The following is a 23,082-nucleotide window of genomic DNA, read 5'->3' on the forward strand; positions in this document are numbered from 1 at the left end:
GATGTTCGGTCAGGCCTTCGCCCCCGCCAAGGTGAATCTGTTCTTGCACGTCGGGCCGCCCGGGGCGGAGGGCTACCATCCCCTATGCTCCCTGATGGTGTTCGCCGATGTGGGCGACCGCGTCTCCCTGGCGCCGGCTGAGGCCATGGACTTCGCCCTGACCGGGACCTTCGCCCGGGACCTCGCGGCCGATGGCGACAACCTTGTCCAGAGGGCCGCCTTGGCCATGCTCCAGGCGGTGCGGGCGCCGCGGTCTCCCGTCATGCTGGCCCTGGACAAGCAGCTGCCGGTGGCGGCCGGGCTGGGCGGTGGCTCCAGCGACGCGGGGGCGGCGTTGCGCCTTTTGCGGGCGGCCTGGGCGCCGGACATGTCTGATGCGCGTCTGCAAGACCTCGCCGCAAGCCTGGGCGCGGACGGCGCGGCCTGCCTCTGGGGCGCGCCCGTCCTGGCTGAGGGGCGGGGAGAGCGCCTGAGCCCGGCGCCGGACCTGCCGGTGATGCCCGCAGTTCTGGTCAATCCTCGGGTCGCCTCGCCGACCGGCGCCGTCTATGGCCGGTTCGACGCCCTGGGCGCGTTCGGCGATGTGACCCCGCCGCCGACGCCCGAAGCCTTTGAGACGGTGGAAGAGGTCGCCGGCTGGGTCAGCCTGCTGCGCAATGATCTTGAAGCCGCCGCCGTCCAGATCGCACCTGAGATCGGGGATGTGCTGAACGCCCTGCGTGGCGAGCCTGAGACCCTGGTCGCCCAGATGTCGGGCTCTGGAGCCACCTGCTTCGCCCTGTGCGCCAGCGACATCGAGGCCGAACAACTGGCCGAAGGGCTGGAGCGCCTGCGGCCTGACTGGTGGGTGCGTCGCTGCCGCCTGGGCGGCCCCTGGCCCGATCCGGCCTGACTCCCTTGCCATCGATCTGAACGCTGTGCGCCTTGCGGGGCGCCGCGGCTGTCCATGTCTCGCCCCAAACGAGAACGGGGGCCCCGAAGGACCCCCGTTCCGTGATCAGGCCAGAAGGCCCTATCAGCTGTGGATGGCTTCTCCGTGTTGGGAGAGGTCCAGACCTTCGACTTCCTCTTCCTCCGACGCCCGCAGTCCGACCGTGAACTTGCAGATCATCAGGATGATGAAGGTGACGACTGCCGACCAGGCGATGGTGGCGATGATGCCATAGCCCTGGGTAATGACGCTGGCGCCTTCGCCGGCCCCATTGATGGCCGGGTCGGCCAGGGCGCCGGTGAGCAGGGCGCCGGCGATGCCCGCGATCCCGTGCACGCCGAAGGCGTCGAGGCTGTCGTCGTACTTCAGCAGCTTCTTCAGCCACACCGCGCCCACATAGGCCGCCGCGCCGCCGACGATGCCGATGATCAGCGCGCCCTGCGGGTTGACGAAGCCGGCGGCCGGGGTGACGGCCACGAGGCCGGCGATGGCGCCCGAGGCCAGACCCAGCATGCCGGGCTTCTTGCGCTCGACCCACTCGATGATCATCCAGGTCAGGGCCGCGCCCGCGGCGGCGACCTGGGTGTTCATCATGGCTGCGGCGGCAAGGCCGTCAGCAGCCCATTCCGAGCCGGCGTTGAAGCCGAACCAGCCCACCCACAGAAGGCTCGCGCCGATCATGGTGTAGACGAGGTTGTTGGGGGCCATGTTGTCGACGCCGTAGCCCTTGCGCTTGCCAAGGACGATGGCGCAGACCAGACCGGCGACGCCGGCGTTGATGTGCACCACGGTGCCGCCGGCGAAGTCGAGCACGCCCGCGCCGCCGAGGAAGCCGCCGCCCCAGACCCAATGACAGACCGGGGCGTAGACGAAGATCGACCACAGACCCATGAACAGCAGCATGGCCGAGAACTTCATCCGCTCGGCGAAGGCGCCGGCGATCAGGGCCGGGGTGATGATGGCGAAGGTCAGCTGGAACATGATCCAGAGGAACTCCGGCAGGCCCGAGGTCAGGGAGTGGGCCGTCTCAACCGTCACGCCGCCGAGGAACACGGCGTCGAAGCTGCCGATATAGGCGTTGAGGCCTTCATCGGCGTTGGTGCCGAAGGCGAGGCTGTAGCCGACCGCCATCCAGAGCACCGTCACCAGGGCGGTGATGGCGAAGCTGGTCGCCACGGTGTTGATGACGTTCTTGTGCCGAACCATGCCGCCATAGAAGAGGGCGAGACCAGGAATGGTCATCAGCAGAACCAGACAGGTGGAGACCAGGATCCAGCCGGTGGAAGCTTCGTTCAGCTCCAGGGGCACCTGGTGGGCGTAGAGCGTGCTCGGCGCAGCTTCTTCCGCAGCCTCCTCAACCGGAGGCGCCTCGGCGGAGGCGGTGTCGACGACGGGCGCGGCCTCTTCGACCGGGGCCTCCACGGCGGCCTCGGCCGGCGGCGGCGCTTCTTGCGCCCAGGCCGAGGCGACGGGCGCCCCGACAATTGCGGCGGCGAGCATCAGGCCCGCCAGCCCCTTGAATTTCAACGACATCATTGTGGCTATCCCCTTGTCCCGTTCAGTTGCGCCCTTAAAGGGCGGCGGCCCCGGTCTCACCGGTGCGGATACGCACCGCGTCCTCGACGTTGACGACGAAGATCTTCCCGTCGCCGATCTTGCCGGTGGCCGCTGCGGCCTTGATGGCCTCGACGGCCTTGGCGGCGGCCGCGTCATCGACGACGGCCTCCAGCTTGACCTTGGGCACGAAGTTCACCTGGTACTCCGCCCCCCGGTAGATTTCGGTCTGTCCCTTCTGCCGGCCGTAGCCTTTGACTTCGGAGACCGTCAGGCCTTCAACACCGGCCGAAACGAGCGCTTCGCGCACGTCGTCCAGCTTGAAGGGTTTGACGATCGCAATGATCAGTTTCATCCGCTCGCTACCGCACGGGCTTTACGCCGCGCGTCCCCTTTTTGGTTCGAGCCGTCACCAAGCCCCATGGCCCCATTCCGACGGTGTCGGTCGACGGCGACTGTGACGCTATCGGCGGGGAGGGGAGGGCGGGCGGCTCCGGAGACCCGCGGTTAAGGAAAGCCTCCCGGCGCCTAGAATGCAGGCGCCGAGAGGAAGCGTCTGCGCGGTTGCTGGGCATTCCGCGCCGCGGTGGGGACTGACCTGTGCCCACGCCGGGCAGGGGGCGATGACGATCACGAGCCCGTGAACGTCGGCAACCGATGCCGCGCCCCCGCGTAGTTCTCCCGACCGTGACCCACGCTTCCGGGCCGCGACCCACAGTCGAGAGGATGATCATGCGTCTGACCCGCCTTATGTCCGCCACCGCCATCGCCGCCCTCGTGTCCGGCGCCGCCCACGCACAGACCGTCGATCCCGCGCCCTCTACGCCGTCGGCCGGGATGCCCGCCGCTCAGGCGGGCGCCGAGGCGCGCGCAGGCGGTCAGGTGTCGCCGGCTGGGGACATCGTCGAGACGGTCCAGGCGTCAGGCCAGTTCACGACCCTTATCAAGGCGCTCGAGGCGACCAACCTGGTTCAGCTTCTGAAGACCACCCCGAACCTCACCGTGTTCGCCCCCACGGACGCCGCCTTCTCGGCACTGCCGGCCGGTGAGCTGGACCGCCTGATGGCTGAGGAGAACCGCGCCGAATTGCAGAAGCTGCTCACCTACCACGTGGTCAACGCCCGCCTCGATGGCGCGAAGATCGAGAACTCCCGGGGCCCGGTCCCCACCGTGGCTGGAGAGGCCATCCAGGTTGATGGCGTCGAAGAGACCTGGATGATTGGTGAAGCCCGGATCACCCAGGCCGACATCAACGCCGACAACGGCGTGATCCACGTGGTCGACAAGGTGCTCATGCCGGGCGCCATACCGGCGGCCGGCGCTGCAGCCGCGTCTGGCTCTGACGCCTCGGCGATGATGGAAGCTCCGGCTCAGGGCGTCTCCGGCGCGATGTCGGAGCCGTCGCCGGAAATGGCCCCGATGGGCGCTGCCAGCGACACCTCGGCCAGCGTCTCGGCCACTCAGATGCAACCCATTCCGGACACTCCGGAAAATCGCGCCGCTTATGGCGCACCGCTTTCCAACGCCGGTAAACGCACCGCCGCTGAGAGCAACTAAGCCGATGGCAGGGCGCTGGGGGGACCTGCGGTACGACCAAACCCAAGGAATCCAGCAATGAACCTCAAGCTTGTTCTTTCGACCTCGGCGGCCGCCCTACTCGTGGCGTCCGCCGCCCACGCCCAGACCGCCTCAGGCGGCATGACCGGCGACATGTCCGGCCAGGCCGCAGGCGCCGTCAGCGGCCCTGCCGATCACACCCGGTCCAGCACCGGTCTGCCATCGGTTGATTCGACCCGTCCCACGGGCGCCGACGCCGGTCGCACCAACATGCCGGGGGGCCAGATCACAGGCGCCACCGCCATGGAGGATGACGCGGTCAATGCGCAGGGCGCCATGCGGGGCGCGACGCAGAACAGCGCCTCCATGAACAGCGGCGGCATGTCGGCGGACACCGGCATGACCGCGAGCGGTCAGGGCCAGATGAACACCCAGGCCCAGTCGGCCGGCTCCATGGGGGCTATGGCCTCCAGCACCACCGGCGCCCAGGTGACGACCAATGGTCCGATCCCGGACACGGAGGAAAACCGGGCCAAGTATGGCGAGCCCCAGTCCCGGGCCGGCAAGATGACCGAACCCAGCGGCAACTGATCTTCGCCGCGCGCTTGATGCACAGGTCGGCGGGCCCTATGGTCCGCCGACTTTTTTTGCGCCTGCAAATCAGCCCAGATGTCCTCAGAAAAACCGCTCTCGTTTCAGGGCCTGATCCTGAAACTCCATGACTATTGGAGCCGCCAGGGTTGCGTGATCCTGCAGCCGCACGACGTCGAGGTAGGAGCAGGCACGCTTCACCCGGCCACGGTGCTGCGCGCGCTCGGTCCAAAGCCGTGGCGGGCGGCCTATGTGCAGCCCTCCCGCAGGCCTGCAGACGGCCGCTATGGGGAGAACCCCAACCGGCTGCAGCACTATTACCAGTACCAGGTGATCCTGAAGCCAAACCCCGACGACCTGCAGGATCTCTATCTGGGCAGCCTCGAGGCCATCGGCCTCGACACCCGCCTGCACGACATCCGCTTCGTCGAGGACGACTGGGAGAACCCCACCGTGGGCGCCTGGGGCCTGGGCTGGGAGGTCTGGTGCGATGGTATGGAAGTGACTCAGTACACCTACTTCCAGCAGGTGGGGGGCGTGGACGTCTGGCCGGTGGCCGGCGAGCTCACCTACGGGCTGGAGCGGTTGGCCATGTATCTGCAGGGCGTCGACCATTTCACCGACCTGGCCTTCAACGATCCGGACGGGCCTGCGCCCATGACCTATGGCGAGGTGTTCCTGGAGAACGAGCGCCAGCAGTCGACGGCCAATTTCGACGGCTATGACGTGGCCACGCTCAAGCGCCAGTTCGAGGACATGGAGATTCAGGTCCCGCGCCTGCTTGCGATGAAGGGGCCGCAGGGCCAGGCCATCGTCCTGCCTGCCTATGACCACGTGCTGAAGGCCAGCCACCTGTTCAATCTGATGGACGCCCGCGGCGCCATCGCGGTGGCCGAGCGCCAGAGCTATATCGGCCGTATCCGCGACCTGACCAAGATGTGCGCCGAGGCCTGGGTGACCAATGAAGGGGGCAACGCCTAAGTCATGCCCCAACTGCTTCTTGAGCTCTTTTCCGAAGAGATTCCTGCGCGCATGCAGGTTCAGGCCGCCCGTGACCTGGAGCGCATGGCCCGTGAGCGCCTGGCCGAGCAGGGCTTCCTGCCCGAGGCCATGACCGCCTTCGCCGGCCCCCGTCGCCTGACCCTGGTGATCGAGGGCCTGCCCGAGGCCCAGGCCGACCGGACCGAAGAGCGCAAAGGCCCCCGGGTCGGCTCGCCGGAAAAGGCCATGGAAGGCTTTCTGCGCTCCACCGGCCTGACGATGGACCAACTGGTCGATCAGGACGGGGTCTGGTTTGCGAAGATTGAACGCAAGGGCCGGCCGACGCCGGAGATCATCGCCGAGATGGTCGAGGCCATTGTGCGGAACTTCCCCTGGCCCAAGTCGATGACCTGGGGGCGGGGGACCCTGCGCTGGGTCCGGCCGCTGAAGCGGATCGTCTGCCTGTTCGACGGGACGGTCGTGCCGGTCTCCATCGATGGGATCGTGAGCGGCGACGTCACCGAGGGCCATCGCTTCATGGGCAAGGCCCAGCCCTTCCGCGTGAAGGACTTCGACACCTATCGCGACGGCTTGGCCGCCCATTTCGTTGTGCTGGACGTGGAAGAGCGCAAGGCGCGCATCCTCGACGCCGCCCGCACCCTCTGCTTCGCCCGCAATCTGGAGCTGGTGGAGGACGAGGGCCTGCTGAACGAGGTCGCGGGCCTCGCCGAATGGCCGACGCCGGTCCTCGGCGACATGGACCCCGACTTCCTGGACCTGCCGCCCGAGGTGATCCGCACCTCCATGCGCACGCACCAGAAGTATTTCGCCGTGCGTGACCCGGCGACCGGGGGGCTCGCGCCCCACTTCATCACGGTGGCCAATATACAGGCGGCGGACGGCGGGGCGGCCATCGCCGCGGGCAACGCCAAGGTGCTGTCGGCCCGCCTGTCGGACGCCCGCTTCTTCTGGGACGAGGACCGCAAGCTGCGGCTGGAAGACCGGCTGGATAAGCTGAAGGGCGTTACCTTCCACGCCAAGTTGGGCGCCATGTCCGACCGTGTGGCCCGCATCACCGACCTCGCCCGCAGCCTGGCCCCCCGGGTCGGCGCCGATCCAGACGCCGCGGCCCAGGCCGCCCGCCTGGCCAAGGCGGACCTGGTCACCGGCATGGTCGGGGAGTTTCCTGAGCTGCAGGGCCTGATGGGTGGCTACTACGCCCAGGCCGAGGGTCTGCCGGCCGAGGTGGCCGCCGCCATTCGCGATCACTACAAGCCGCAGGGACCAAGCGACGCCCTGCCGGCCGGCCCCGTGGGCGCGGCGCTCGCCCTGGCCGACAAGCTCGACAGCCTGACCGGCTTCTTCGGCATCGATGAAAAGCCCACGGGCTCGCGCGACCCCTACGCCCTGCGCCGCTCGGCGCTCGGCGTGATCCGCATCGTGCTTGAGGGCGGCATCCGACTGCCCCTGCGCGAGCTGGCCGGCGACGATCTGGTGGCCTTCTTCGCGGACCGCCTGAAGGTCCTGCTGCGCGACCAGGGCAGGCGGCATGATCTGGTGGACGCCGTCTTCGCCCTCGGCGACGACGACCTCGTGCGGATCGTGGCCAGGGTCGAGGCCCTCGACGGCTTCCTGACCACCGAGGACGGGGTCAACCTGCTGGCCGGCTATAAGCGGGCGACCAATATCCTCAAGGCCGAGGAAAAGAAGGGCGCCATGCCCTCGGGGCCTGCGGTCGCCATGGGCGGCGCGCCCGAGGCCGAGCTCGCCCTGGTGGCGGCCCTGGCCGGGGTGGAGCCGCGGGTGGCCCAGGCCCTGGCCGCTGAAGACTTTGTGGCCGCCATGCAGGCCCTGTCGGGTCTGCGCGGTCCTGTGGACGCCTTTTTCGAGCAAGTGCTGGTGAATGCTGAAGACCCCGCAGAACGGGACAACCGCCTGCGGCTTCTGAGCCAGGTCCGCGACGCCATGGGGCGCGTGGCGGATTTCAGCCAAGTGACGGGATGAGTGGGACGATGACGAGCCTGACCAAGACGCGCTGGGTCTACGCCTTCGGTGGCGGCGCGGCCGACGGGGACTCCTCGATGAAGAACCTGCTGGGGGGCAAGGGCGCCAACCTGGCCGAGATGTCGTCCCTGGGCCTGCCGGTGCCGCCGGGCTTCACCATCACCACTGAGTGCTGCACGCACTATTACGCCAATGAGCAGCGCTATCCCGACGACATGAAGGCGCAAGTGACCGAGGCCTTGGGCCGGGTCGAGCAACTGACTGGCAAGCGCTTTGGCGACGCCGCCAACCCTCTGCTGGTCTCCGTCCGCTCGGGCGCCCGGGCCTCCATGCCCGGCATGATGGACACGGTGCTGAACCTGGGTCTCAACGACCAGACGGTCGAGGGCCTGGCCAAGCTGTCGGGGGACCGCCGGTTCGCCTTCGATTCCTATCGCCGCTTCATCCAGATGTATTCGAACGTGGTCCTCGACCTGGATCACCACATGTTCGAGGAGATTCTCGACGAGCATAAGGAACGTCTCGACGTCACCGTCGACACGGCGCTCAGCGCCGAGGACTGGGAGAAGGTGGTCGCCGACTACAAGAAGGCCGTCGCCGCCGATCTCGGTTCGGAGTTCCCGCAGGACCCACAGGAACAGCTGTGGGGCGCAGTCGGCGCGGTGTTCGCCAGCTGGATGAACGACCGGGCCAAGTTCTATCGCCGCATGCACGACATCCCCGAGAGCTGGGGCACGGCGGTCAACATCCAGTCGATGGTCTTCGGCAATATGGGCGAAACCTCGGCCACCGGCGTGGCCTTCACCCGTAACCCCTCCACCGGCGAGGCCCGCCTCTATGGCGAGTTCCTGATCAACGCCCAGGGCGAGGACGTGGTGGCCGGCATCCGCACCCCCCAGGCCCTGACCAAGATCGCCCGCGAGGAGATGGGGGACAAGCAGCCCTCCATGGAGGAAGCCCTCCCGGCGGTGTTCGAACAGTTCAAGGCCGCCGTCGAGCGGCTGGAGAGCCACTATCGCGACATGCAGGACATTGAGTTCACGGTCGAACAGGGCCGGCTCTATATGCTGCAGACGCGCAACGGCAAGCGCACCGCCAAGGCCGCCCTCAAGATCGCCGTCGATCTGGCCGCCCAGGGCGTGATCACCCAGGAAGAGGCGATCATGCGGGTCGAGCCGGCCTCCCTCGACCAGTTGCTGCATCCGACCATCGACCCCACCAGCGAGCGCGACGTGATCGCCCAGGGCCTGCCGGCGTCGCCCGGTGCGGCGACAGGCAAGATCGTCTTCGACGCTGACGAGGCCGAGCGTCTGGCCGCCATCCATGAGTCGGTGATCCTGGTCCGCGACGAGACCAGCCCCGAAGACATTCACGGCATGCATGCGGCCAAGGCGATCCTGACCGCCCGTGGCGGCATGACCAGCCACGCCGCCGTGGTCGCCCGCGGCATGGGCCGCCCCTGCGTCTCCGGCGCCGGGGAGGTTCAGATCCACGCCAAGGCCGGCGAATTCCGCGTCCGCGGCCGGACCTTCAAGGCCGGCGAGATCATCACCGTCGACGGCTCCACCGGCGAGGTGCTGGCCGGTGCGGTGAAGATGATCGAGCCCGAGCTCACCGGCGACTTCGCCACCCTGATGGTCTGGGCTGACGCCCTGCGCCGCCTGAAGGTCCGGGCCAACGCCGAAACCCCGCTGGACGCGCGCACCGCCCGCCAGTTCGGGGCCGAGGGCATCGGCCTGTGCCGCACCGAGCACATGTTCTTCGAGGAAGACCGCATCGCCGCTGTGCGCGAGATGATCCTGGCGTCTGACGAAAAGGGCCGCCGCACGGCCCTGGCCAAGATCCTGCCCATGCAGCGGGCCGACTTCGTCGAGCTCTTCACCATCATGGAGGGCCTGCCGGTCACCATCCGCCTGCTGGACCCGCCCCTGCACGAGTTCCTGCCCCACACCGAGGAAGACCTGAAGGCTCTGGCCAACAGCGCGGGCCTTGAGCTGGCCGTGTTGGAGCGGCGGGTGAAGGAGCTGCATGAGACCAACCCCATGCTCGGCCATCGCGGCTGCCGCCTGGGCGTTTCATACCCGGAGATCTACGAGATGCAGGTCCGGGCCATCTTCGAGGCCGCCTGCGAGATCGCCGAGAGCGGCAAGACCCCGCCGTGTCCGGAGATCATGCATCCGCTGGTGGCCAAGGGCGAGGAGATGAAGTTCCTGCGCCAACTCACCGACCGGGTGGCCAAGCAGGTGCTGGCTGAGCGCAAGCTCGACTTCCCCTATCTGGTGGGCACCATGGTCGAGCTGCCGCGCGCCGCGATCCGCGCCGCCGACCTGGCGGAGAACGCCGAGTTCTTCTCCTTCGGCACCAACGACCTGACCCAGACCACCTTCGGCATCAGCCGCGATGACTCTGGGCGTTTCCTGGCCGCCTATATGGACAAGGGCATCTTCGAAAAGGACCCCTTCGTCAGCCTCGACCAGGAGGGCGTCGGCGACCTGATCCGCATCGCCACCGAGCGTGGCCGCGCCCAGCGGCCGGAGATCAAGCTCGGCATCTGCGGCGAGCATGGGGGCGACCCGGCCTCCATCGACTTCTGCGAGCGGGTCGGCCTCGACTATGTGAGCTGCTCGCCCTACCGGGTGCCCATCGCCCGGCTGGCTGCGGCCCAGTCGGCCATCGGCGAGCGCGAGAAGGATCGATAGACAGACAAAAGGGCCCCGCCAGTCACCCGGCGGGGCCCTTCTTGTTTGTGGCTGACCTTGCGGCTTAGCGCTTGCGGACGAACACCGTGCCGGCCGAATAGCCCGCGCCGAACGAGCAGATCAGGCCCATCTCGCCTGCGGCGAACCCGTCATTGGCCTTGTGGAAGGCGATGATCGAACCGGCCGACGAGGTGTTGGCGTACTCGTCCAGAATGATGACGTTCTCCTCCGGCGAAGGATCGCGGCCCAGCACCTTGCGGCCGATCATGTCGTTCATGTTGATATTGGCCTGATGCAGCCACATGCGCTTCAGCGCCGTGGGGTCCAGGCCCAGGTCGCCGGCGTGATCGACGATCATTTCCGAGACCATGGGCACCACCTCGCGGAACACCTTGCGGCCCTCCTGAACGAAGAGCTTGTCCTTCGCGCTGGCCCCTTCCGGGGCGGCCCGGTTCAGGAAGCCGAAATTGTTGCGGATATTGTTGGAGAAGACCGTCTTAAGTCGCGTGCCGATGATGTCCCAGCCCTGGCCCGGCGCGGCGTCTTCAGCGGCTTCGACGATCACGGCGGTGGCCACGTCGCCGAAGATGAAGTGGCTGTCGCGGTCGCAGAAGTTCAGGTGGCCCGAGGTGATCTCCGGATTGACCATCAGCACCGCCTTGGCCGAACCGGTGGCGATATAATCGGCGGCGGTCTTGATGCCGAAGGTGGCCGAGGAGCAGGCGACATTCATGTCGAAGGCGAAGCCGTCGATGCCCAGCGCCTGCTGCACTTCGATGGCCATGGCCGGATAGGCCCGCTGCATGTTCGACGCCGCGCAGATCACCGCGCCGATCTCGCTCACCGGCTTGCCCCAAGCCTCGATGGCCTGGCGGGCCGCGGCCACGGCGATCTCGGCCAGGACTGAGATTTCTTCGTTGGGCCGCTCGGGGATCACTGGACGCATGACGTCGGGATCGATCAGGCCGGACTTATCGATCACGTAGCGCGACTTGATGCCCGACGCCTTCTCGATGAAGGGCTCCGAAGAGGGGGTCAGGGCCTCGACCTCGCCCGCGGCGATGGCCTCGGCGTTGCGGGCGTTGAAGCGCTCCACGTAGGCGTTGAACGTGGCCACCAGCTCCGCATTGGTAAGCGTATGAGGCGGGGTGTAGAGGCCGGTGGCGGCGATGACGGCGTGACGCAAGTTCGCTTCTCCGATGGCAGCCTCTTCCGGGCTTGCGGCCCTTAGATAGCACAGCGCCGGAAAATTGCAGGGGAGGGGAGTCGTGGCGGAATTGTCACAGGTTGTGGCCGCCCTGCAATTGTCTGCCCGCGGACAAGAAGCCGCCCTGATTGGCGGCGATTGAGGCCCGGTTCGAGGACACAGATCCTCAAGTCGGAGTACCTATTATGAAGTCTCTCATCACCGCCGCCGCCGCTGTCGCCGTGCTGGCCGCTGTCCCCGCCGCCGTTCAGGCCCAGTCCATGTCGGCGCCGGAAATCTACGGCTCGGTGGGTTACGCCCATGCCGACGCCGGCGACTTCGACCTGGGCGCCATCCAGGGCCGCCTGGGCGCCAAGCTCACCCCCTATTTCGGCGTTGAAGGCGAGCTCGCCTTTGGCGTGAAGGACGACACCTATCGTCCGCCGGTCAGCATCGGGGGTTCGCCGATCAAGGTGGAGCTCAACCACAGCGCGGCCATCTACGGTGTCGGCTTCCTGCCCATCAACCCCAATGCCGACCTGTTCGCGCGGGTGGGTTATGGCACCACCGAAGTCGAAGCCTCCGCCGCGGGCATCAGCAGCAAGGCCGATGGCGAAAGCTGGAACTATGGCGTCGGCGGCCGCTACTTCATCGACGCCAACAACGGCTTCCGGGCGGACTACACCCGCCAGGAGTTCCAGGACGACGGCGGTTCGGCTGACGTCTGGGCCGTGGGTTACGTCCGGAAGTTCTAAGCTTCCGCGATCCATCTGATGGATCTGGTGCGACGGCGCGTCCCGCGAGGGGCGCGCCGTTTTGCTTGACCAGGCCGCCTCGCCGGGGGACCGTGCCCTCAAGGGGAGGAAAGCGCTGTGGACAAGGCGTTCCTGATACAATTCACGGGCTCAATGGCCGCGGTCGCCGTGCTTGTGGGTCTGGCGGCGTGGGCGCGGATTGGCCGTCCGTCGCCGGGTCTCGACGAGGTCCGCGCCCGCGACCTGCTGGCTGAGGATTTTCCGGACCGGCAGGTCGACCAGTTGTGGATCGCTCGGGAGGGCCGCGGCGCCCTGGCCCGTTCAGGCGCCTGCGCCCTGGTGCTGATCCAGGTCGGTGACGGCTATGCAGCCCGTCGGCTCTCCTGGTGCCAGGCCTCTTCGGCCATGTTCCGCAACGGCCTGCTCGATATCCACCTGGACGAGGTGGCGGCGCCCCGGGCCGTCCTCGCCTTCGACAACTGGCCGCCCAAGGACCTGGCCGCCTGATGGACGACATCGATCCGGTCGGCCTGGCCGTTCCCTTCTTCATCCTGGCCATCGTGCTGGAGTTGCTGCTCGGTCGCCTGGGCTGGGCGCGAGCCCGCTACGAGCCCAAGGACACCTTCACCTCGCTGGCCATGGGCCTGGGCAGCTCGGTGGCGGGTCTCGCCACGGCCGGGGTTATTTTCGCCGCCAGTCTCTGGGTCTATCAGCACCGGCTGTTCGACATCCCCATGATCGCCGTCTGGGCCTGGGTGCTGATCTTCCTGCTGGAGGACAAGACCTACTACTGGTTCCATCGCCTCTCGCACGAGCGACGGTTCTGGTGGGCCAGCCACGTCAATCACCACACCTCGCAGCACTACAACCTCTCCACCGCCTTGCGGCAGACCTGGACAGGCGGGGTGGCCGGCACGTGGCTTCTGTGGCTGCCCCTGTCCCTGATCGGGTTCCCACCGGCCATGGTGGCGATCCAGAAGGGGATCAGCCTCGTCTATCAGTTCTGGATCCACACCGAGGCGATCGGCCGTATGCCGCGGTGGTTCGAGGCGGTGTTCAACACCCCGTCCCATCACCGGGTCCACCACGCGCGCAATCCCCGCTATCTGGACCGCAATTATGCGGGGATCCTGATTATCTGGGACCGCATGTTCGGCACCTTCCAGAGCGAGTTGGAGACCGAGGCCTGCCGCTATGGGGTGGTCAAGAACCTGGCGACCTTCAATCCCATCCGCGTCGCCTTCCATGAGTGGGCGGCCATCGGGCGGGACCTGTTGCGGGCGAAGTCCCTGCGGGAGGCGGCCCTCTACGTGTTTGGCGCCCCGGGCTGGAGCCCGGACGGCTCGCGGGAAACCTCGCAGCAGATCCGCGCCCGCTGGGCCGCGGGGCAGGGGCCAGCGCAGGTCAGTCCCGCAGCAGCGGAAGCGACAGCCCCGACACCGGACGCGCGTTCAGGCTCTCCCGCCTGAAGCGGAAGAGCTCGGCCGGCCGCCCGCCCGTATCGGCGTCGATTCGACCAAGGCCCTCAACCAGGCCGCCCCGCTCCAGGGCGCGGCGGAAGTTCTGCTTGTGCAGGGGCGCGCCGGCTATGGCCTCCACCGCCCGCTGCAGGGCCAGCAGGGTGAAGGCCTCGGGCATCAGCTCGAACACCACCGGCCGATACTTGATCTTCCCCCGCAACCGGCTGAGCGCGGTGGCCAGGATGCGGCGGTGGTCGGAGATCATCGGCGCCCCCAGGGCTGCCTTGAGCGCGTCTGAGCGCTCCCCCGAGGCCTCGCCCCGGTCACGGGCCGCCTCGGGCGCAAGACCGGCCCCATAGAGCAGCTCATAGCGCTCCAGGACACGCTCCTCGTTCCAGGGCGCGCCGTCCAGGGCGAAGGCTAGCCGGGCCCGGGCCATGCGCAGGTCCCGCTGGGCCGGCGGCGCCCGGTCGGCCCAGCGACGCAGGGCGTCCTCGATCAGGACGGCGGCGGCGGGCCGCCCCTGCCGCCAGTCCTCCCACGGGAAGAACCGCGTCCATGGGGCCCAGGCGGTGTCGGGCGCCTCGGTATCGACGGCTTGTGGTGTGAGGGCTAGATAGCCCACGGAAATGACCCTGCTGGGTGGCGCGCCTGGGGCGCTTTCGGCGCCCGCGCCCATATCGGCCAGCGGCGCGTCGCGGCCGCGGTCACCGAAGGTATAGAGCTGCTCCACATAGCCGAGGTCGAACCGGGTCTGGGCCGTCACAAAGGCGCGCAGGGCCAGCTCAAAGGTCCGGTGGCCGTCCGGGTCGAAGGGGCCGAAGGGCAGGCCCGCGGGTTCGGCGGCGGCCTCCTGGGCGCCTCGGGGCTGGACCGTAAGGACCATGGCCTCGGCGTCGCGCACGGCCACGACCACCGCCGACAGGCCGATGACGACCGGCGTTGGGGTCGGGCCCTTGGCCATCAGTGGCGGGCGGCGAAGTCGAAGGGCGCGCCGAGGCTCACATAGCTGTTGCCCCCGATCGCGGTGATGGCGTCGACCATGCGTCCGCCGCGGCCCAGCATGTCGTCGGCCAGGGCGACGATCCGCCGATTGGGATAGGCGTGCGGGGCGAGGCTGCGCAGGGTCCAGGCGATCTGCGCCTCGTCAGCCTCCGGGCTGCGGGCGCAGGCCAGGGTGAAGGCGCTGGCGGTGGAGCGGCTGACGCCGGCCCAGCAGTGCACCACCATCGGCGCGGATTCGTCCCAGGAGTGGGCGAAATCCAGCAGGCGGGTGACCAGATCCTCCTGCGGGGCCGTCATGCCCTCCATGGGCTGGGCGATGTCATTGACCCCCAGTTGCAGGTGCCGCTCCGGAGAAATGCCGGCCGGTGTGGGGATCAGGGTCGTGGGGTCCAGAAGGGTGACCACGTGGGAAGGGCGCCGGGCCGATATCACCCCAGGCAGATCGGCCAGGCCGCAGACGATCATCGTCATGTCTGGCTACTCCGTGTCGAAGGCCGCGTCGGCCGGGGCGAATCCCGCGGCCTCTGAAAGCACATGATAGCGCTGAACATAGCGCGCCTGCGCGACAGACGCTGTCTGCGGTTCGATGCGCAGATCGTAGCCCTTCGGCGGCGCGCCGAAGAATTCCAGGGCCTCGTGGGCCTCGAAGCCCGCCAGCTGGGTCGCCTCGAAATAGGCGCAGGCGTGGTCGGCCCGCTTGATCAGCGTCTTGACCCAGGCCGGGGACTTGGCCGGCAGGCCGAAGCGAACATGGATGGCGGTTTCCAGACGCTCCTCAAAGACCTTGTAGTCGAGGCCCAGGGCGGACTTGAACGGCGAGATCATGTCGCCGATCACATATTCGGCCGCATCATGCAGCAGGGCCGCCAGGCGCCAGCGCGGTTCGATGTCGGGCTGCAGATGCGCGACGATCTCCTCGACGATGATGGAGTGTTGCGCGACGGAAAAGGCGTGCTCGCCCACCGTCTGGCCGTTCCAGCGGGCGACCCGCGCCAGACCGTGGGCGATATCCTCGACCTCGATATCCATGGGGGAGGGGTCGAGCAGGTCGAGGCGGCGCCCCGACAGCATCCGCTGCCAGGCCCGCGGTTCCAGGGGCTTTCGACGCAGCCCTTTCCTCATCAAGGCGTTCCTTCCACAGTGCTACGGTCAAGGCGTCGGACCGCCGCGAGATTGGCAAAGATCAATGCACGGTTCGAACGCAGGACGCATCATCGGCGCTAGAGGAAAAGGGACGCAAATGAGCTGGGCGAAAATCATGGCGCCGCTGTCAGGCGGCGAGGGAGACCAGGTCGTGCTCGAGGCCGGCGCCCACGTGGCCGCAGCCTTCGGCGCGGAACTGGCGGGCGTCTACACGCCGGCGGATGTGGCCGATGTCATGCCGTGGATGGGCGAGGGCTTCATGGGCGGGGTTCAGGCCACCGCACTGGAATCCCTGAAAGAAGCCGCCGCCGTTGGTGAGAAGAAGGCCCGCGCCTCTGTCGCGGCCCTGGCCTATGAGGCTAAGAGCTTTCTCGCCTTGCAAACACCGGTCTGGGCGAACCTGTCGGCTGAGAGCCGCCTGTCGGACGTGGTGATCTTCTCCGACGAGCCAGGGCGTGGCCGTGGCCCCCTGGCCGAAGCCTTTCAGGAGGTTCTGGCCGACGAACAACGACCCGTCATCATCGCTCGTCCGGGCTTGAAGATCGGCGGCGTCGTCGCTGTGGCCTGGGATGGCGGCAAGGAGGCCTCGCGCGCGGCGCGGCAGGCGGTCCCCCTTCTGCAGAAGGCCAGCAAGGTGGTGATCCTCACGGCGCCGCGGGCGACCACTCGCGCGCTCGATCCGGCGCGCCTGCAAGCCTACTACGCCGCCCGCGGGGTGAGCGCAGAGTTTGAGATGCTGCCGGATTCCGGGGAGGCGGCGCCCATGCTGCTCTACGCCGCCCAGAAGGCGGGCGCCGACATTCTGGTGGCCGGCGCCTTTGGCCATCCGCGCCTGCAAGAATTCATCTTCGGCGGCACCACCCGTTCGCTCCTGGCGGCGGACTCGCCGTCCCTGTTCCTGTCCCACTGAGTACGAGGTCGATCATGACCCTTTCACGCATCGTCATGCGTCTCGCCCGCAATCCCGGCACGGAGTTCGCCGGCGGCGACGATCATCGCGGCTACGCGCTCACTGCGCCGCTGACCGCCGATGGCTTCCTGGATGAAGCCGCCTATGCCGAGAAGAAGGCGCAATGTGTCGTTCGCCGCTTTGCGCCCGACGAGCCGCCGGCCGATGGCCGGCTGGCCAGGCGGGGCAAGCACTGGTTCTTCGACTATGACTCCGCCGATACCGATGACGATGAGCCGGTGCACCGCCTGGGCGAGCATCGCTTTGCGCTGGGCGAGTATGTCACGGTCACCGATGATGACGGCCGGCCGCTGACCTACAAGGTGATGGAAGTCGTCGCCGCCTGAGGCCTGCGCGGCGGGGTCCCTCAGACCCCGCCGTTCTCGCGCACGAGATCCTGGATGTCGTCGAGGATTTCGGCCTCTTCGCCTTCCGTAGCCGCCGAGACGATGGCCACCACCAGCGGACCGGTCTTGGGGCCGCCAGCCTCAAGGCCTACATAGGTCGCCCCGCTGGCTTGCCGGCCGTCAGCCAGAATGTAGGTGGCCCGAACGCCGCGACGCTCCCGCGACAGGGACTCGCCCCGTAGACGGACCTCGCGGTAAATCCGCACGGTGGCCCCGTCCTCTGAGGCGTCAATGTTGATAGGGCCGATCTTGACCTGCGCCTGGTCCTCGCTGGCGTCGATCTTCAGGCCAGGCAGGGTGATGTTGACCGATTCAGGTCCTGAATCGATCTTGGTCCCGGGCGCGCGGACACTGGTTGTGCCCTCGCCCGCCACATCGGCCTCTGCCTGAGCCAAGGTGCTGGCGGCCAGGGCGGCGGTCTCGCTGCTCTCCGCCGTGTTCGAGGCTTCGGTCGCAGGGGCCGGCTGAGTCGCCGCCAGACTGGCGAGTTGGGCTTCTAGCCGCTCCAGCGTGGCCTTCGGCCCACCCTCGACGGGCACCAGCCGCAGCTCCATATCGGCGCCGTCGGCGGTGCGATAGCGGCAGGATTGTCCGTCCTCCGCGGCGCTGACCCGGGTCAGCTGACCCTTGGTCTCAGGGCAATCAAGACGGCCGGTGGTGATGGCGGACACCGGCGGCTGAGCGCAGCCCGACAGAGTGAGCAGGGCGCCCGCCGCGCCGGCCATGAGAAAAGTTTTCATCCGGAAGCTCCCGTACGCCATGGTCGTGACGGTGTACGGGAGCGACCGGCAGGTCGAGTGAAATCGCGGTAAGCTTGAGCCTACTGTCCCGGACGGGAGCCCGCGCCCTCGCGCCGCGCCAGGAAGGCCAGGCGCTCGAACAGATGCACGTCCTGCTCGTTCTTCAGCAGGGCGCCATGCAGCGGCGGGATCAGCTTGGTGGGGTCGCGTTCCTTGAGCGCTTCAGCGTCGATGTCTTCGACCATCAGCAGCTTAAGCCAGTCGAGCAGCTCAGAGGTCGACGGCTTCTTCTTCAGGCCCGGCACCTTGCGCATGTCGTAGAAGATGCGCAGGGCCTCGGCGACCAACTTCTGCTTGATCCCGGGATAGTGGACCTCGACGATCTGGTTCATCGTGTCGGCGTCGGGGAAGCGGATGTAGTGGAAGAAGCAGCGGCGCAGGAAGGCGTCGGGCAGTTCCTTCTCGTTGTTCGAGGTGATGATCACGATGGGGCGGATCGCCGCCTTGATCGTCTCATTGGTCTCGTAGACGTAGAATTCCATCCGATCGAGCTCCTGCAGGAGGTCGTTGGGGAATTCGATGTCGGCCTTGTCGATCTCGTCGATCAGCAGCACGGGGCGCTTGGGGGCGTCGAAGGCTTCCCAGAGCTTGCCCTTCTTGATGTAGTTCTTGACGTCCTTGACCCGCTCATCGCCCAGCTGGCTGTCGCGCAGACGGGTGACGGCGTCGTATTCATAAAGCCCCTGGTGGGCCTTGGTCGTCGACTTGATGTGCCAGGTGATCAGTTCGGCGTCGAGCGCCTTGGCGATCTCGTAGGCCAGCACGGTCTTGCCGGTGCCGGGCTCGCCCTTGATCAGAAGGGGACGTTCCAGCGCGACGGCCGCGTTGACGGCGACCTTCAGATCCTCGGTGGCGACGTAATCGTCTGTGCCTTCGAAACGCTCGGCCATATGAGCTCCCAATGTCCGCGGGTTCAATGCGGCCCGCGTTCGAACAAATGTTTCAACTGACGCCAACCTAAAGGGCGGCGCGGGACATTCAAGCGGCTTGAGCATCTGAAGGGCCGGCAAGGCGCGCCCGCCGCCGGAATAGGCCTCCCCGGTGGTTAGACGCGGCGCAGGTCGGGGCCGCCCGACTGGCCCAGGGCCATAGCCATCTCGGACAGCATCGGCGCCCAGTCGCCCAGGGCGCTGGCGGTGAAGACGCGCATCTGCGGGTACCAGGGGTAGTGGTCGCTCCCCAGCCTGGGCCAGGCACCAGGCGCCGAGGTGATCCAGGCGCTGGCGCCGCAGGCGCCGGCCAGGTTCACAGTCGCATTGGGGAACCCGACCACCAGATCCAGGGCGCAGGTGAGGGCGGCGATGTCGTCCAGGTCCTGCTTCAGATCGATCCCGGGGGGCGTCCAGATTTCCACCCCCATCTCCCGCCGGGCCTGGTCGAGCTCAGCGGCGCAATCGCCATACTGCAGGTTGACGAAGCTGACGCCCGGAACCGCGAGCACCTCAGCCCAGGCCTCGAAGGGGGAGAAGTAGCGTCGGCGGGCCCCGTTCATCAGGCCGCTCTTCCAGAGAAGCCCCACCTTCAGGCCGGCCGGCGCCTGCTTCAACGCCTCGCGCCAATGGGCCACCCGATCGGGGGCCGGCGTCAGAAAGCCAGGGCGAGGCGGAAACGAGTCCACCGTGGGTCGGAAGCGTCGCAGCAGGGACCCCATAGGCGCCCAGTAATCCAGCGCCTCGTCTTCGGCCAGGAAGGGCGCCACCCGCACGGTCCGTCCCCCCACGGCATAGGTCGCGTGGCCGCCCACCCGGGCGCTGGGGAAGCTGCGTTGGAACAGGGGGATCAGGCGGGGCTCCACCGCCAGGGTCAGACGCCCCTTGGGGCCCAGGGCCTCGATGACCTCAGGGATGAGGTTTGCGAACATCACCTCATCGCCCAGGCCCTGCTCGCCGAAGACCAGCAGCGAGCGGCCGTTCAGGTCGGTCTCCGGGGTCCACGGCGCGCCGGGCGACTGAAACTGCGTGCGGTCGGCGAACTGCGGGTGCAGGCGCGCCTCATAGTCCGCCCAGCCTTCGGCGGTGCGGCCCAGCTCCATCAGGATGGTGGACCGCGACAGACGCATCATCTGGCGTTCATCCTGGGCTATGGTTCCCGCCAGGGCGATGTCGCAGTCGGCGAGGGCCTCCTCCGGCCGGCCCAGGGACAGGCGAACATTGCCCCTGTTGTACTGAGCCTTGGGGAAGTTGGGCTGCAGCCGCAGCGCCTCATCAAAGAAGGTGTGCGCCGCCTCCAAATCCCCTTGTTCGGTGACGATGGTCCCCAAGGTGTTCCATGGCATGGCCGCGGTGGGATTGGCCTCGATGGCCGGCCGGAGGATCTCAATGGCTTCCTCGGCGCGGTCCTGATCCCGGATGGCGCAGGCCAGGTTGTTGGCCCCCTCCGGATGGTTCGGCTTGGCGGCGAGGAAGTGGCGGAAGAGCTTCTCGGCCTCGACCTTCATGCCCATGCGAAAAGCCAGGCGGCCGAGGTCATTGGCGACGTCGGCCTGGTTGGGCAGCAGGGCCAGAGCCGATTCATAGCAGGTGATGGAGCTGGTGAAGTCGCCCGCCCGTTCCCGGGCGATGGCCAGCAGGTACCAGGCGAAGCCATTCCGCTCGTCCTGCTCCAGGGCCTGGATGGCCAGGCGACCGCCTGTCTCGTGGTCTTCAGCCTCCAGGGCGGTCACCGCCCGGTTGAGCAGGGGCTCCACGGACAGGGCCTTCAGTTCGCTGATGGCGGCGTTCAGCCGTCGCAGGGCGTCCTGGGACCCGGCCGTTCCCATGGCGTCGGCCGCGCGGCCGGGAGAGGTCGGTCCAGCCTGGGCGGCCGAGAGGGCGATGGCCGAGGTTTCGCTGGTCCGGCTGGGGCGCGTCATCCCGACTCCATTTCCTGGGTGAACAAAGCGATGCTTCGGTCCATTATGGTTACCTCTTGCTTAAGCGCGGCCTTCCGTCGCAGGGCCAGCAAGGGCTCGTTAACAGTCCCCGCCTAGCTTGGGCCTGTCCGCTGCGCCGCCTTGATGACGGCCAGTCTGGGCTCAACGCGTCGGGGCGCGTAATTGGGGGTCGAGCATTGCCGCTCAAGCTGTCGCTGAAACCGGGCGAGAAGTTCGTTCTTAACGGCGCTGTCGTTCAGAATGGCGATCGTCGCGGGACCCTGGTGCTCCAGAACAAGGCGTCTGTTCTTCGTGAGAAGGACATCATGCAGCAGGACGAGGTGACGACGCCGGCGCGGCGCGTGTATTTCCCTGTCATGATGATGTATCTCGATGAGGCGGGCGCCGAGCGTTACTACGATGAATTTGTCCGGCGGCTTTCGGAGTTCATGAGCGCCGTCCGGAACCCTGCGGTGCTCGCAGAGTGCGTCTCCATCTCCAAGCACGCCATGACCCGAGAATACTATAAGGCGCTCATGCTGTGCCGGAAACTTATCGACTACGAGGACGAGGTGTTCGGTAATGTCCCTACGAGCCTACCAACAGGCGGCGCAGAGAGCTGAATCCCCGCGCGAGGCGGAATACCGCCTTTTCGCCCAGGTGACTCGTGCGCTCATCGAGGCGTCCAAGGCCGATCCCTTCGACTTCGGGACCCGCGCCGACGCCCTGGATTGGAACCGGCGGCTATGGATCGCGCTGGGGGACGACTGTGCCCATACCGACAATGGCCTGCCTGAGGCCCTGCGGGCGCAGATCATTTCGCTCAGCATCTGGGTCCAGAAGCACACCAGCGCCGTGATCCGTCGCGAGGATGACTTCGAGGCCCTGATCGATGTGAACCGAATCATCATGCAGGGGCTATCGCCCTCGGCGGCCGAGGCCGCCTGACCAGGCTCCAGTCCTACTGAACCGATTGAAGGCCCGGCCCCGCTCCGGGCCTTTTTCGTATGCGCCGCCGTTCCTGCCGCCCCGGCAGATTTGACTGGGCGATTCCTGCCCAGAACGGTTGGGGCGTGGTTTCCCGCCCATGAAAAGTCTAGGTGAATCAGGCGTTTACTGAGCGCTCGGACCTGGGCGCCCTTGGCGCGCCAATTGCGACGCCTCACGCGAGCCAACAAAGGCTCTCCGGTGAAAAATCGCCGGGTACCCGACCAGAATGGAAGGACAAGGCCATGCCGATGAATTCGGTCAACACCAATGTCGGCGCCATGGTGGCGCTTCAGAACCTTAACAAGACGAATACGGACCTCAACACCACTCAGAACCGGATCAACACCGGCCTGAAGGTCGGCAGCGCCAAGGACAACGGGGCCATCTGGGCGATCGCTCAGAACCAGCGGTCCAACTCCGGCGCGCTGAACGCCGTCAAGGAATCGCTTTCCCGGTCGATCTCGACCGTGGACGTGGCCCTGTCGGCGGGGGAGAGCGTCTCCGATCTGCTCCTGCAGATGAAGGAGAAGTCTCTCGCGGCCTCCGACACCACCCTGGATGCGGCCAGCCGCACGGCCCTGAATGATGACTTCAAGGCCCTGCGCGACCAGATCACCAAGGTGGTCACCAACGCCGTGTTCAACGGCGCCAACATGATCACGGCGACCACCCCGACCACGGTCGCGGCGCTCGCCAGCTCCGATGGGGTGAACAAGATCACGGTGGCGGCGCAGAACCTGGCGCTTGGCGGCGGCAATGTGACGATTGCGGCGACGGCCTCCATCGGAACCCAGACGACGGCTGCGGCGATGATCGCGACGATCAACACCTCAATCGCCAACGTCTCGGCCGCACTGTCCAAGCTCGGCACCGGATCCAAGGCGCTGAGCTCGCACATGGAGTTCGTCGGCAAGCTGCAAGACTCCATCGACGCCGGGGTCGGCAACCTGGTCGATGCGGACCTGGCCAAGGAGAGCGCCAAGCTCCAGTCGCTGCAGACGAAGCAGCAGCTGGGCATCCAGGCCCTGTCCATCGCCAACCAGTCGTCGGGTACGATCCTGTCGCTGTTCCGTTAACGTCTTGAGGCCGGGCGGCGCGCTCGCGTCGCCCGGCAGACTTTTCACCGGGCAGGTCGCGCCCGGCGATTTTTGCCGGGTTGCGCTCGGCAGAAATTACCGGGCATTTTGGCGGTCGGCAGAAACTGCCGGGCCAAAACGTG

Annotated in this window: 23 protein-coding genes; 14 read left to right on the forward strand and 9 right to left on the reverse strand. The window is 67.3% G+C overall.

Going from position 1 to position 23,082, the window contains the following annotated elements:
• Nucleotide 1 precedes the first annotated feature (1 nt).
• Nucleotides 2-892: a 4-(cytidine 5'-diphospho)-2-C-methyl-D-erythritol kinase gene (locus Q8N19_RS00505; RefSeq protein WP_305587693.1), complete on the forward strand. Its 891-nt coding sequence runs from the start codon at nucleotides 2-4 to the stop codon at nucleotides 890-892.
• Between the two features lie 123 nt (nucleotides 893-1,015).
• On the opposite strand, the gene Q8N19_RS00510 is transcribed toward Q8N19_RS00505, so the two are convergent.
• On the reverse strand, nucleotides 1,016-2,464 hold the full coding sequence (locus tag Q8N19_RS00510) for an ammonium transporter (RefSeq protein ID WP_305587747.1): 1,449 nt from the start codon (nucleotides 2,462-2,464) through the stop codon (nucleotides 1,016-1,018).
• Nucleotides 2,465-2,501: 37 nt separating this feature from the next.
• On the reverse strand, nucleotides 2,502-2,840 hold the full coding sequence (locus Q8N19_RS00515) for a P-II family nitrogen regulator (protein ID WP_293317793.1): 339 nt from the start codon (nucleotides 2,838-2,840) through the stop codon (nucleotides 2,502-2,504).
• Nucleotides 2,841-3,217: 377 nt separating this feature from the next.
• Here Q8N19_RS00515 and Q8N19_RS00520 point away from each other — a divergent pair, with 377 nt between their 5' ends.
• The 5 genes from Q8N19_RS00520 to ppdK all read left to right on the forward strand — a co-directional run bounded on the left by Q8N19_RS00520 (nucleotide 3,218) and on the right by ppdK (nucleotide 10,317).
• The gene (locus Q8N19_RS00520; RefSeq protein WP_305587694.1) at nucleotides 3,218-4,042 is read left to right on the forward strand and encodes a fasciclin domain-containing protein; all 825 of its coding nucleotides are present in this window, start codon (nucleotides 3,218-3,220) and stop codon (nucleotides 4,040-4,042) included.
• A gap of 57 nt (nucleotides 4,043-4,099) precedes the next feature.
• On the forward strand, nucleotides 4,100-4,633 hold the full coding sequence (locus tag Q8N19_RS00525) for a hypothetical protein (RefSeq protein ID WP_305313178.1): 534 nt from the start codon (nucleotides 4,100-4,102) through the stop codon (nucleotides 4,631-4,633).
• Between the two features lie 78 nt (nucleotides 4,634-4,711).
• A complete protein-coding gene (locus tag Q8N19_RS00530) occupies nucleotides 4,712-5,614 on the forward strand; it encodes a glycine--tRNA ligase subunit alpha (RefSeq protein WP_305587695.1) in 903 nt (300 codons plus the stop codon).
• 3 nt (nucleotides 5,615-5,617) lie between these two features.
• On the forward strand, nucleotides 5,618-7,618 hold the full coding sequence (gene glyS / locus Q8N19_RS00535; protein ID WP_305587696.1) for a glycine--tRNA ligase subunit beta: 2,001 nt from the start codon (nucleotides 5,618-5,620) through the stop codon (nucleotides 7,616-7,618).
• 8 nt (nucleotides 7,619-7,626) lie between these two features.
• On the forward strand, nucleotides 7,627-10,317 hold the full coding sequence (gene ppdK, locus Q8N19_RS00540) for a pyruvate, phosphate dikinase (protein WP_305587697.1): 2,691 nt from the start codon (nucleotides 7,627-7,629) through the stop codon (nucleotides 10,315-10,317).
• A 64-nt stretch (nucleotides 10,318-10,381) separates the two neighbouring features.
• Here ppdK and Q8N19_RS00545 read toward each other — a convergent pair whose 3' ends face one another.
• A complete protein-coding gene (locus Q8N19_RS00545; protein ID WP_305587698.1) occupies nucleotides 10,382-11,503 on the reverse strand; it encodes a beta-ketoacyl-ACP synthase III in 1,122 nt (373 codons plus the stop codon).
• A 206-nt stretch (nucleotides 11,504-11,709) separates the two neighbouring features.
• On the opposite strand from Q8N19_RS00545, the gene Q8N19_RS00550 reads away from it, so the two are divergent.
• The 3 genes from Q8N19_RS00550 to Q8N19_RS00560 all read left to right on the forward strand — a co-directional run bounded on the left by Q8N19_RS00550 (nucleotide 11,710) and on the right by Q8N19_RS00560 (nucleotide 13,727).
• Nucleotides 11,710-12,258 (forward strand): porin family protein, encoded by a 549-nt coding sequence (locus Q8N19_RS00550; protein WP_305587699.1) that lies wholly within the window; start codon nucleotides 11,710-11,712, stop codon nucleotides 12,256-12,258.
• Between the two features lie 153 nt (nucleotides 12,259-12,411).
• Nucleotides 12,412-12,765 carry a hypothetical protein gene (locus tag Q8N19_RS00555; protein ID WP_305587700.1) on the forward strand — a complete coding sequence of 118 codons (354 nt, stop codon included), beginning with the start codon at nucleotides 12,412-12,414 and terminating at the stop codon, nucleotides 12,763-12,765.
• The gene (locus Q8N19_RS00560; RefSeq protein WP_305587701.1) at nucleotides 12,765-13,727 is read left to right on the forward strand and encodes a sterol desaturase family protein; all 963 of its coding nucleotides are present in this window, start codon (nucleotides 12,765-12,767) and stop codon (nucleotides 13,725-13,727) included. Before Q8N19_RS00555 ends, Q8N19_RS00560 begins: the two co-directional genes overlap by 1 nt.
• On the opposite strand, the gene Q8N19_RS00565 is transcribed toward Q8N19_RS00560, so the two are convergent.
• From Q8N19_RS00565 to Q8N19_RS00575, 3 genes are read right to left on the reverse strand one after another with little or no spacing between them, the layout of a single operon-like run.
• Nucleotides 13,663-14,682, reverse strand: coding sequence for an NAD regulator (locus tag Q8N19_RS00565; RefSeq protein WP_305587702.1), 1,020 nt, complete (start codon nucleotides 14,680-14,682; stop codon nucleotides 13,663-13,665). The genes Q8N19_RS00560 and Q8N19_RS00565 overlap by 65 nt on opposite strands.
• Nucleotides 14,682-15,194 carry a tyrosine phosphatase family protein gene (locus Q8N19_RS00570; protein WP_305587703.1) on the reverse strand — a complete coding sequence of 171 codons (513 nt, stop codon included), beginning with the start codon at nucleotides 15,192-15,194 and terminating at the stop codon, nucleotides 14,682-14,684. Before Q8N19_RS00570 ends, Q8N19_RS00565 begins: the two co-directional genes overlap by 1 nt.
• A gap of 6 nt (nucleotides 15,195-15,200) precedes the next feature.
• Nucleotides 15,201-15,845 carry an HD family hydrolase gene (locus Q8N19_RS00575; RefSeq protein ID WP_305587704.1) on the reverse strand — a complete coding sequence of 215 codons (645 nt, stop codon included), beginning with the start codon at nucleotides 15,843-15,845 and terminating at the stop codon, nucleotides 15,201-15,203.
• A gap of 118 nt (nucleotides 15,846-15,963) precedes the next feature.
• Here Q8N19_RS00575 and Q8N19_RS00580 point away from each other — a divergent pair, with 118 nt between their 5' ends.
• Nucleotides 15,964-16,776 (forward strand): universal stress protein, encoded by an 813-nt coding sequence (locus tag Q8N19_RS00580; protein WP_305587705.1) that lies wholly within the window; start codon nucleotides 15,964-15,966, stop codon nucleotides 16,774-16,776.
• Nucleotides 16,777-16,790: 14 nt separating this feature from the next.
• Nucleotides 16,791-17,162 (forward strand): hypothetical protein, encoded by a 372-nt coding sequence (locus Q8N19_RS00585; protein ID WP_305587706.1) that lies wholly within the window; start codon nucleotides 16,791-16,793, stop codon nucleotides 17,160-17,162.
• 20 nt (nucleotides 17,163-17,182) lie between these two features.
• Here the strand turns inward: Q8N19_RS00585 and Q8N19_RS00590 are convergent, their stop codons facing one another.
• The 3 genes from Q8N19_RS00590 to Q8N19_RS00600 form a co-directional block, all read right to left on the reverse strand.
• Nucleotides 17,183-17,962 (reverse strand): hypothetical protein, encoded by a 780-nt coding sequence (locus Q8N19_RS00590; RefSeq protein WP_305587707.1) that lies wholly within the window; start codon nucleotides 17,960-17,962, stop codon nucleotides 17,183-17,185.
• 80 nt (nucleotides 17,963-18,042) lie between these two features.
• Complete coding sequence (locus Q8N19_RS00595) at nucleotides 18,043-18,912, reverse strand: MoxR family ATPase (RefSeq protein WP_305587708.1); 870 nt, start codon at nucleotides 18,910-18,912, stop codon at nucleotides 18,043-18,045.
• 155 nt (nucleotides 18,913-19,067) lie between these two features.
• On the reverse strand, nucleotides 19,068-20,873 hold the full coding sequence (locus tag Q8N19_RS00600; RefSeq protein WP_305587709.1) for a tetratricopeptide repeat protein: 1,806 nt from the start codon (nucleotides 20,871-20,873) through the stop codon (nucleotides 19,068-19,070).
• Between the two features lie 197 nt (nucleotides 20,874-21,070).
• On the opposite strand from Q8N19_RS00600, the gene flbT reads away from it, so the two are divergent.
• The 3 genes from flbT (at nucleotide 21,071) to Q8N19_RS00615 (ending at nucleotide 22,939) form a co-directional block, all read left to right on the forward strand.
• On the forward strand, nucleotides 21,071-21,496 hold the full coding sequence (gene flbT, locus Q8N19_RS00605; RefSeq protein WP_305587710.1) for a flagellar biosynthesis repressor FlbT: 426 nt from the start codon (nucleotides 21,071-21,073) through the stop codon (nucleotides 21,494-21,496).
• Complete coding sequence (flaF, locus tag Q8N19_RS00610; RefSeq protein WP_305587711.1) at nucleotides 21,456-21,821, forward strand: flagellar biosynthesis regulator FlaF; 366 nt, start codon at nucleotides 21,456-21,458, stop codon at nucleotides 21,819-21,821. The genes flbT and flaF overlap by 41 nt, the downstream gene beginning before the upstream one ends.
• Before the next feature lie 284 nt (nucleotides 21,822-22,105).
• A complete protein-coding gene (locus Q8N19_RS00615; protein ID WP_305587712.1) occupies nucleotides 22,106-22,939 on the forward strand; it encodes a flagellin in 834 nt (277 codons plus the stop codon).
• Nucleotides 22,940-23,082: the final 143 nt, after the last annotated feature.

The sequence above is a fragment of the Phenylobacterium sp. genome (assembly GCF_030693405.1).
Lineage (GTDB): Bacteria > Pseudomonadota > Alphaproteobacteria > Caulobacterales > Caulobacteraceae > Phenylobacterium.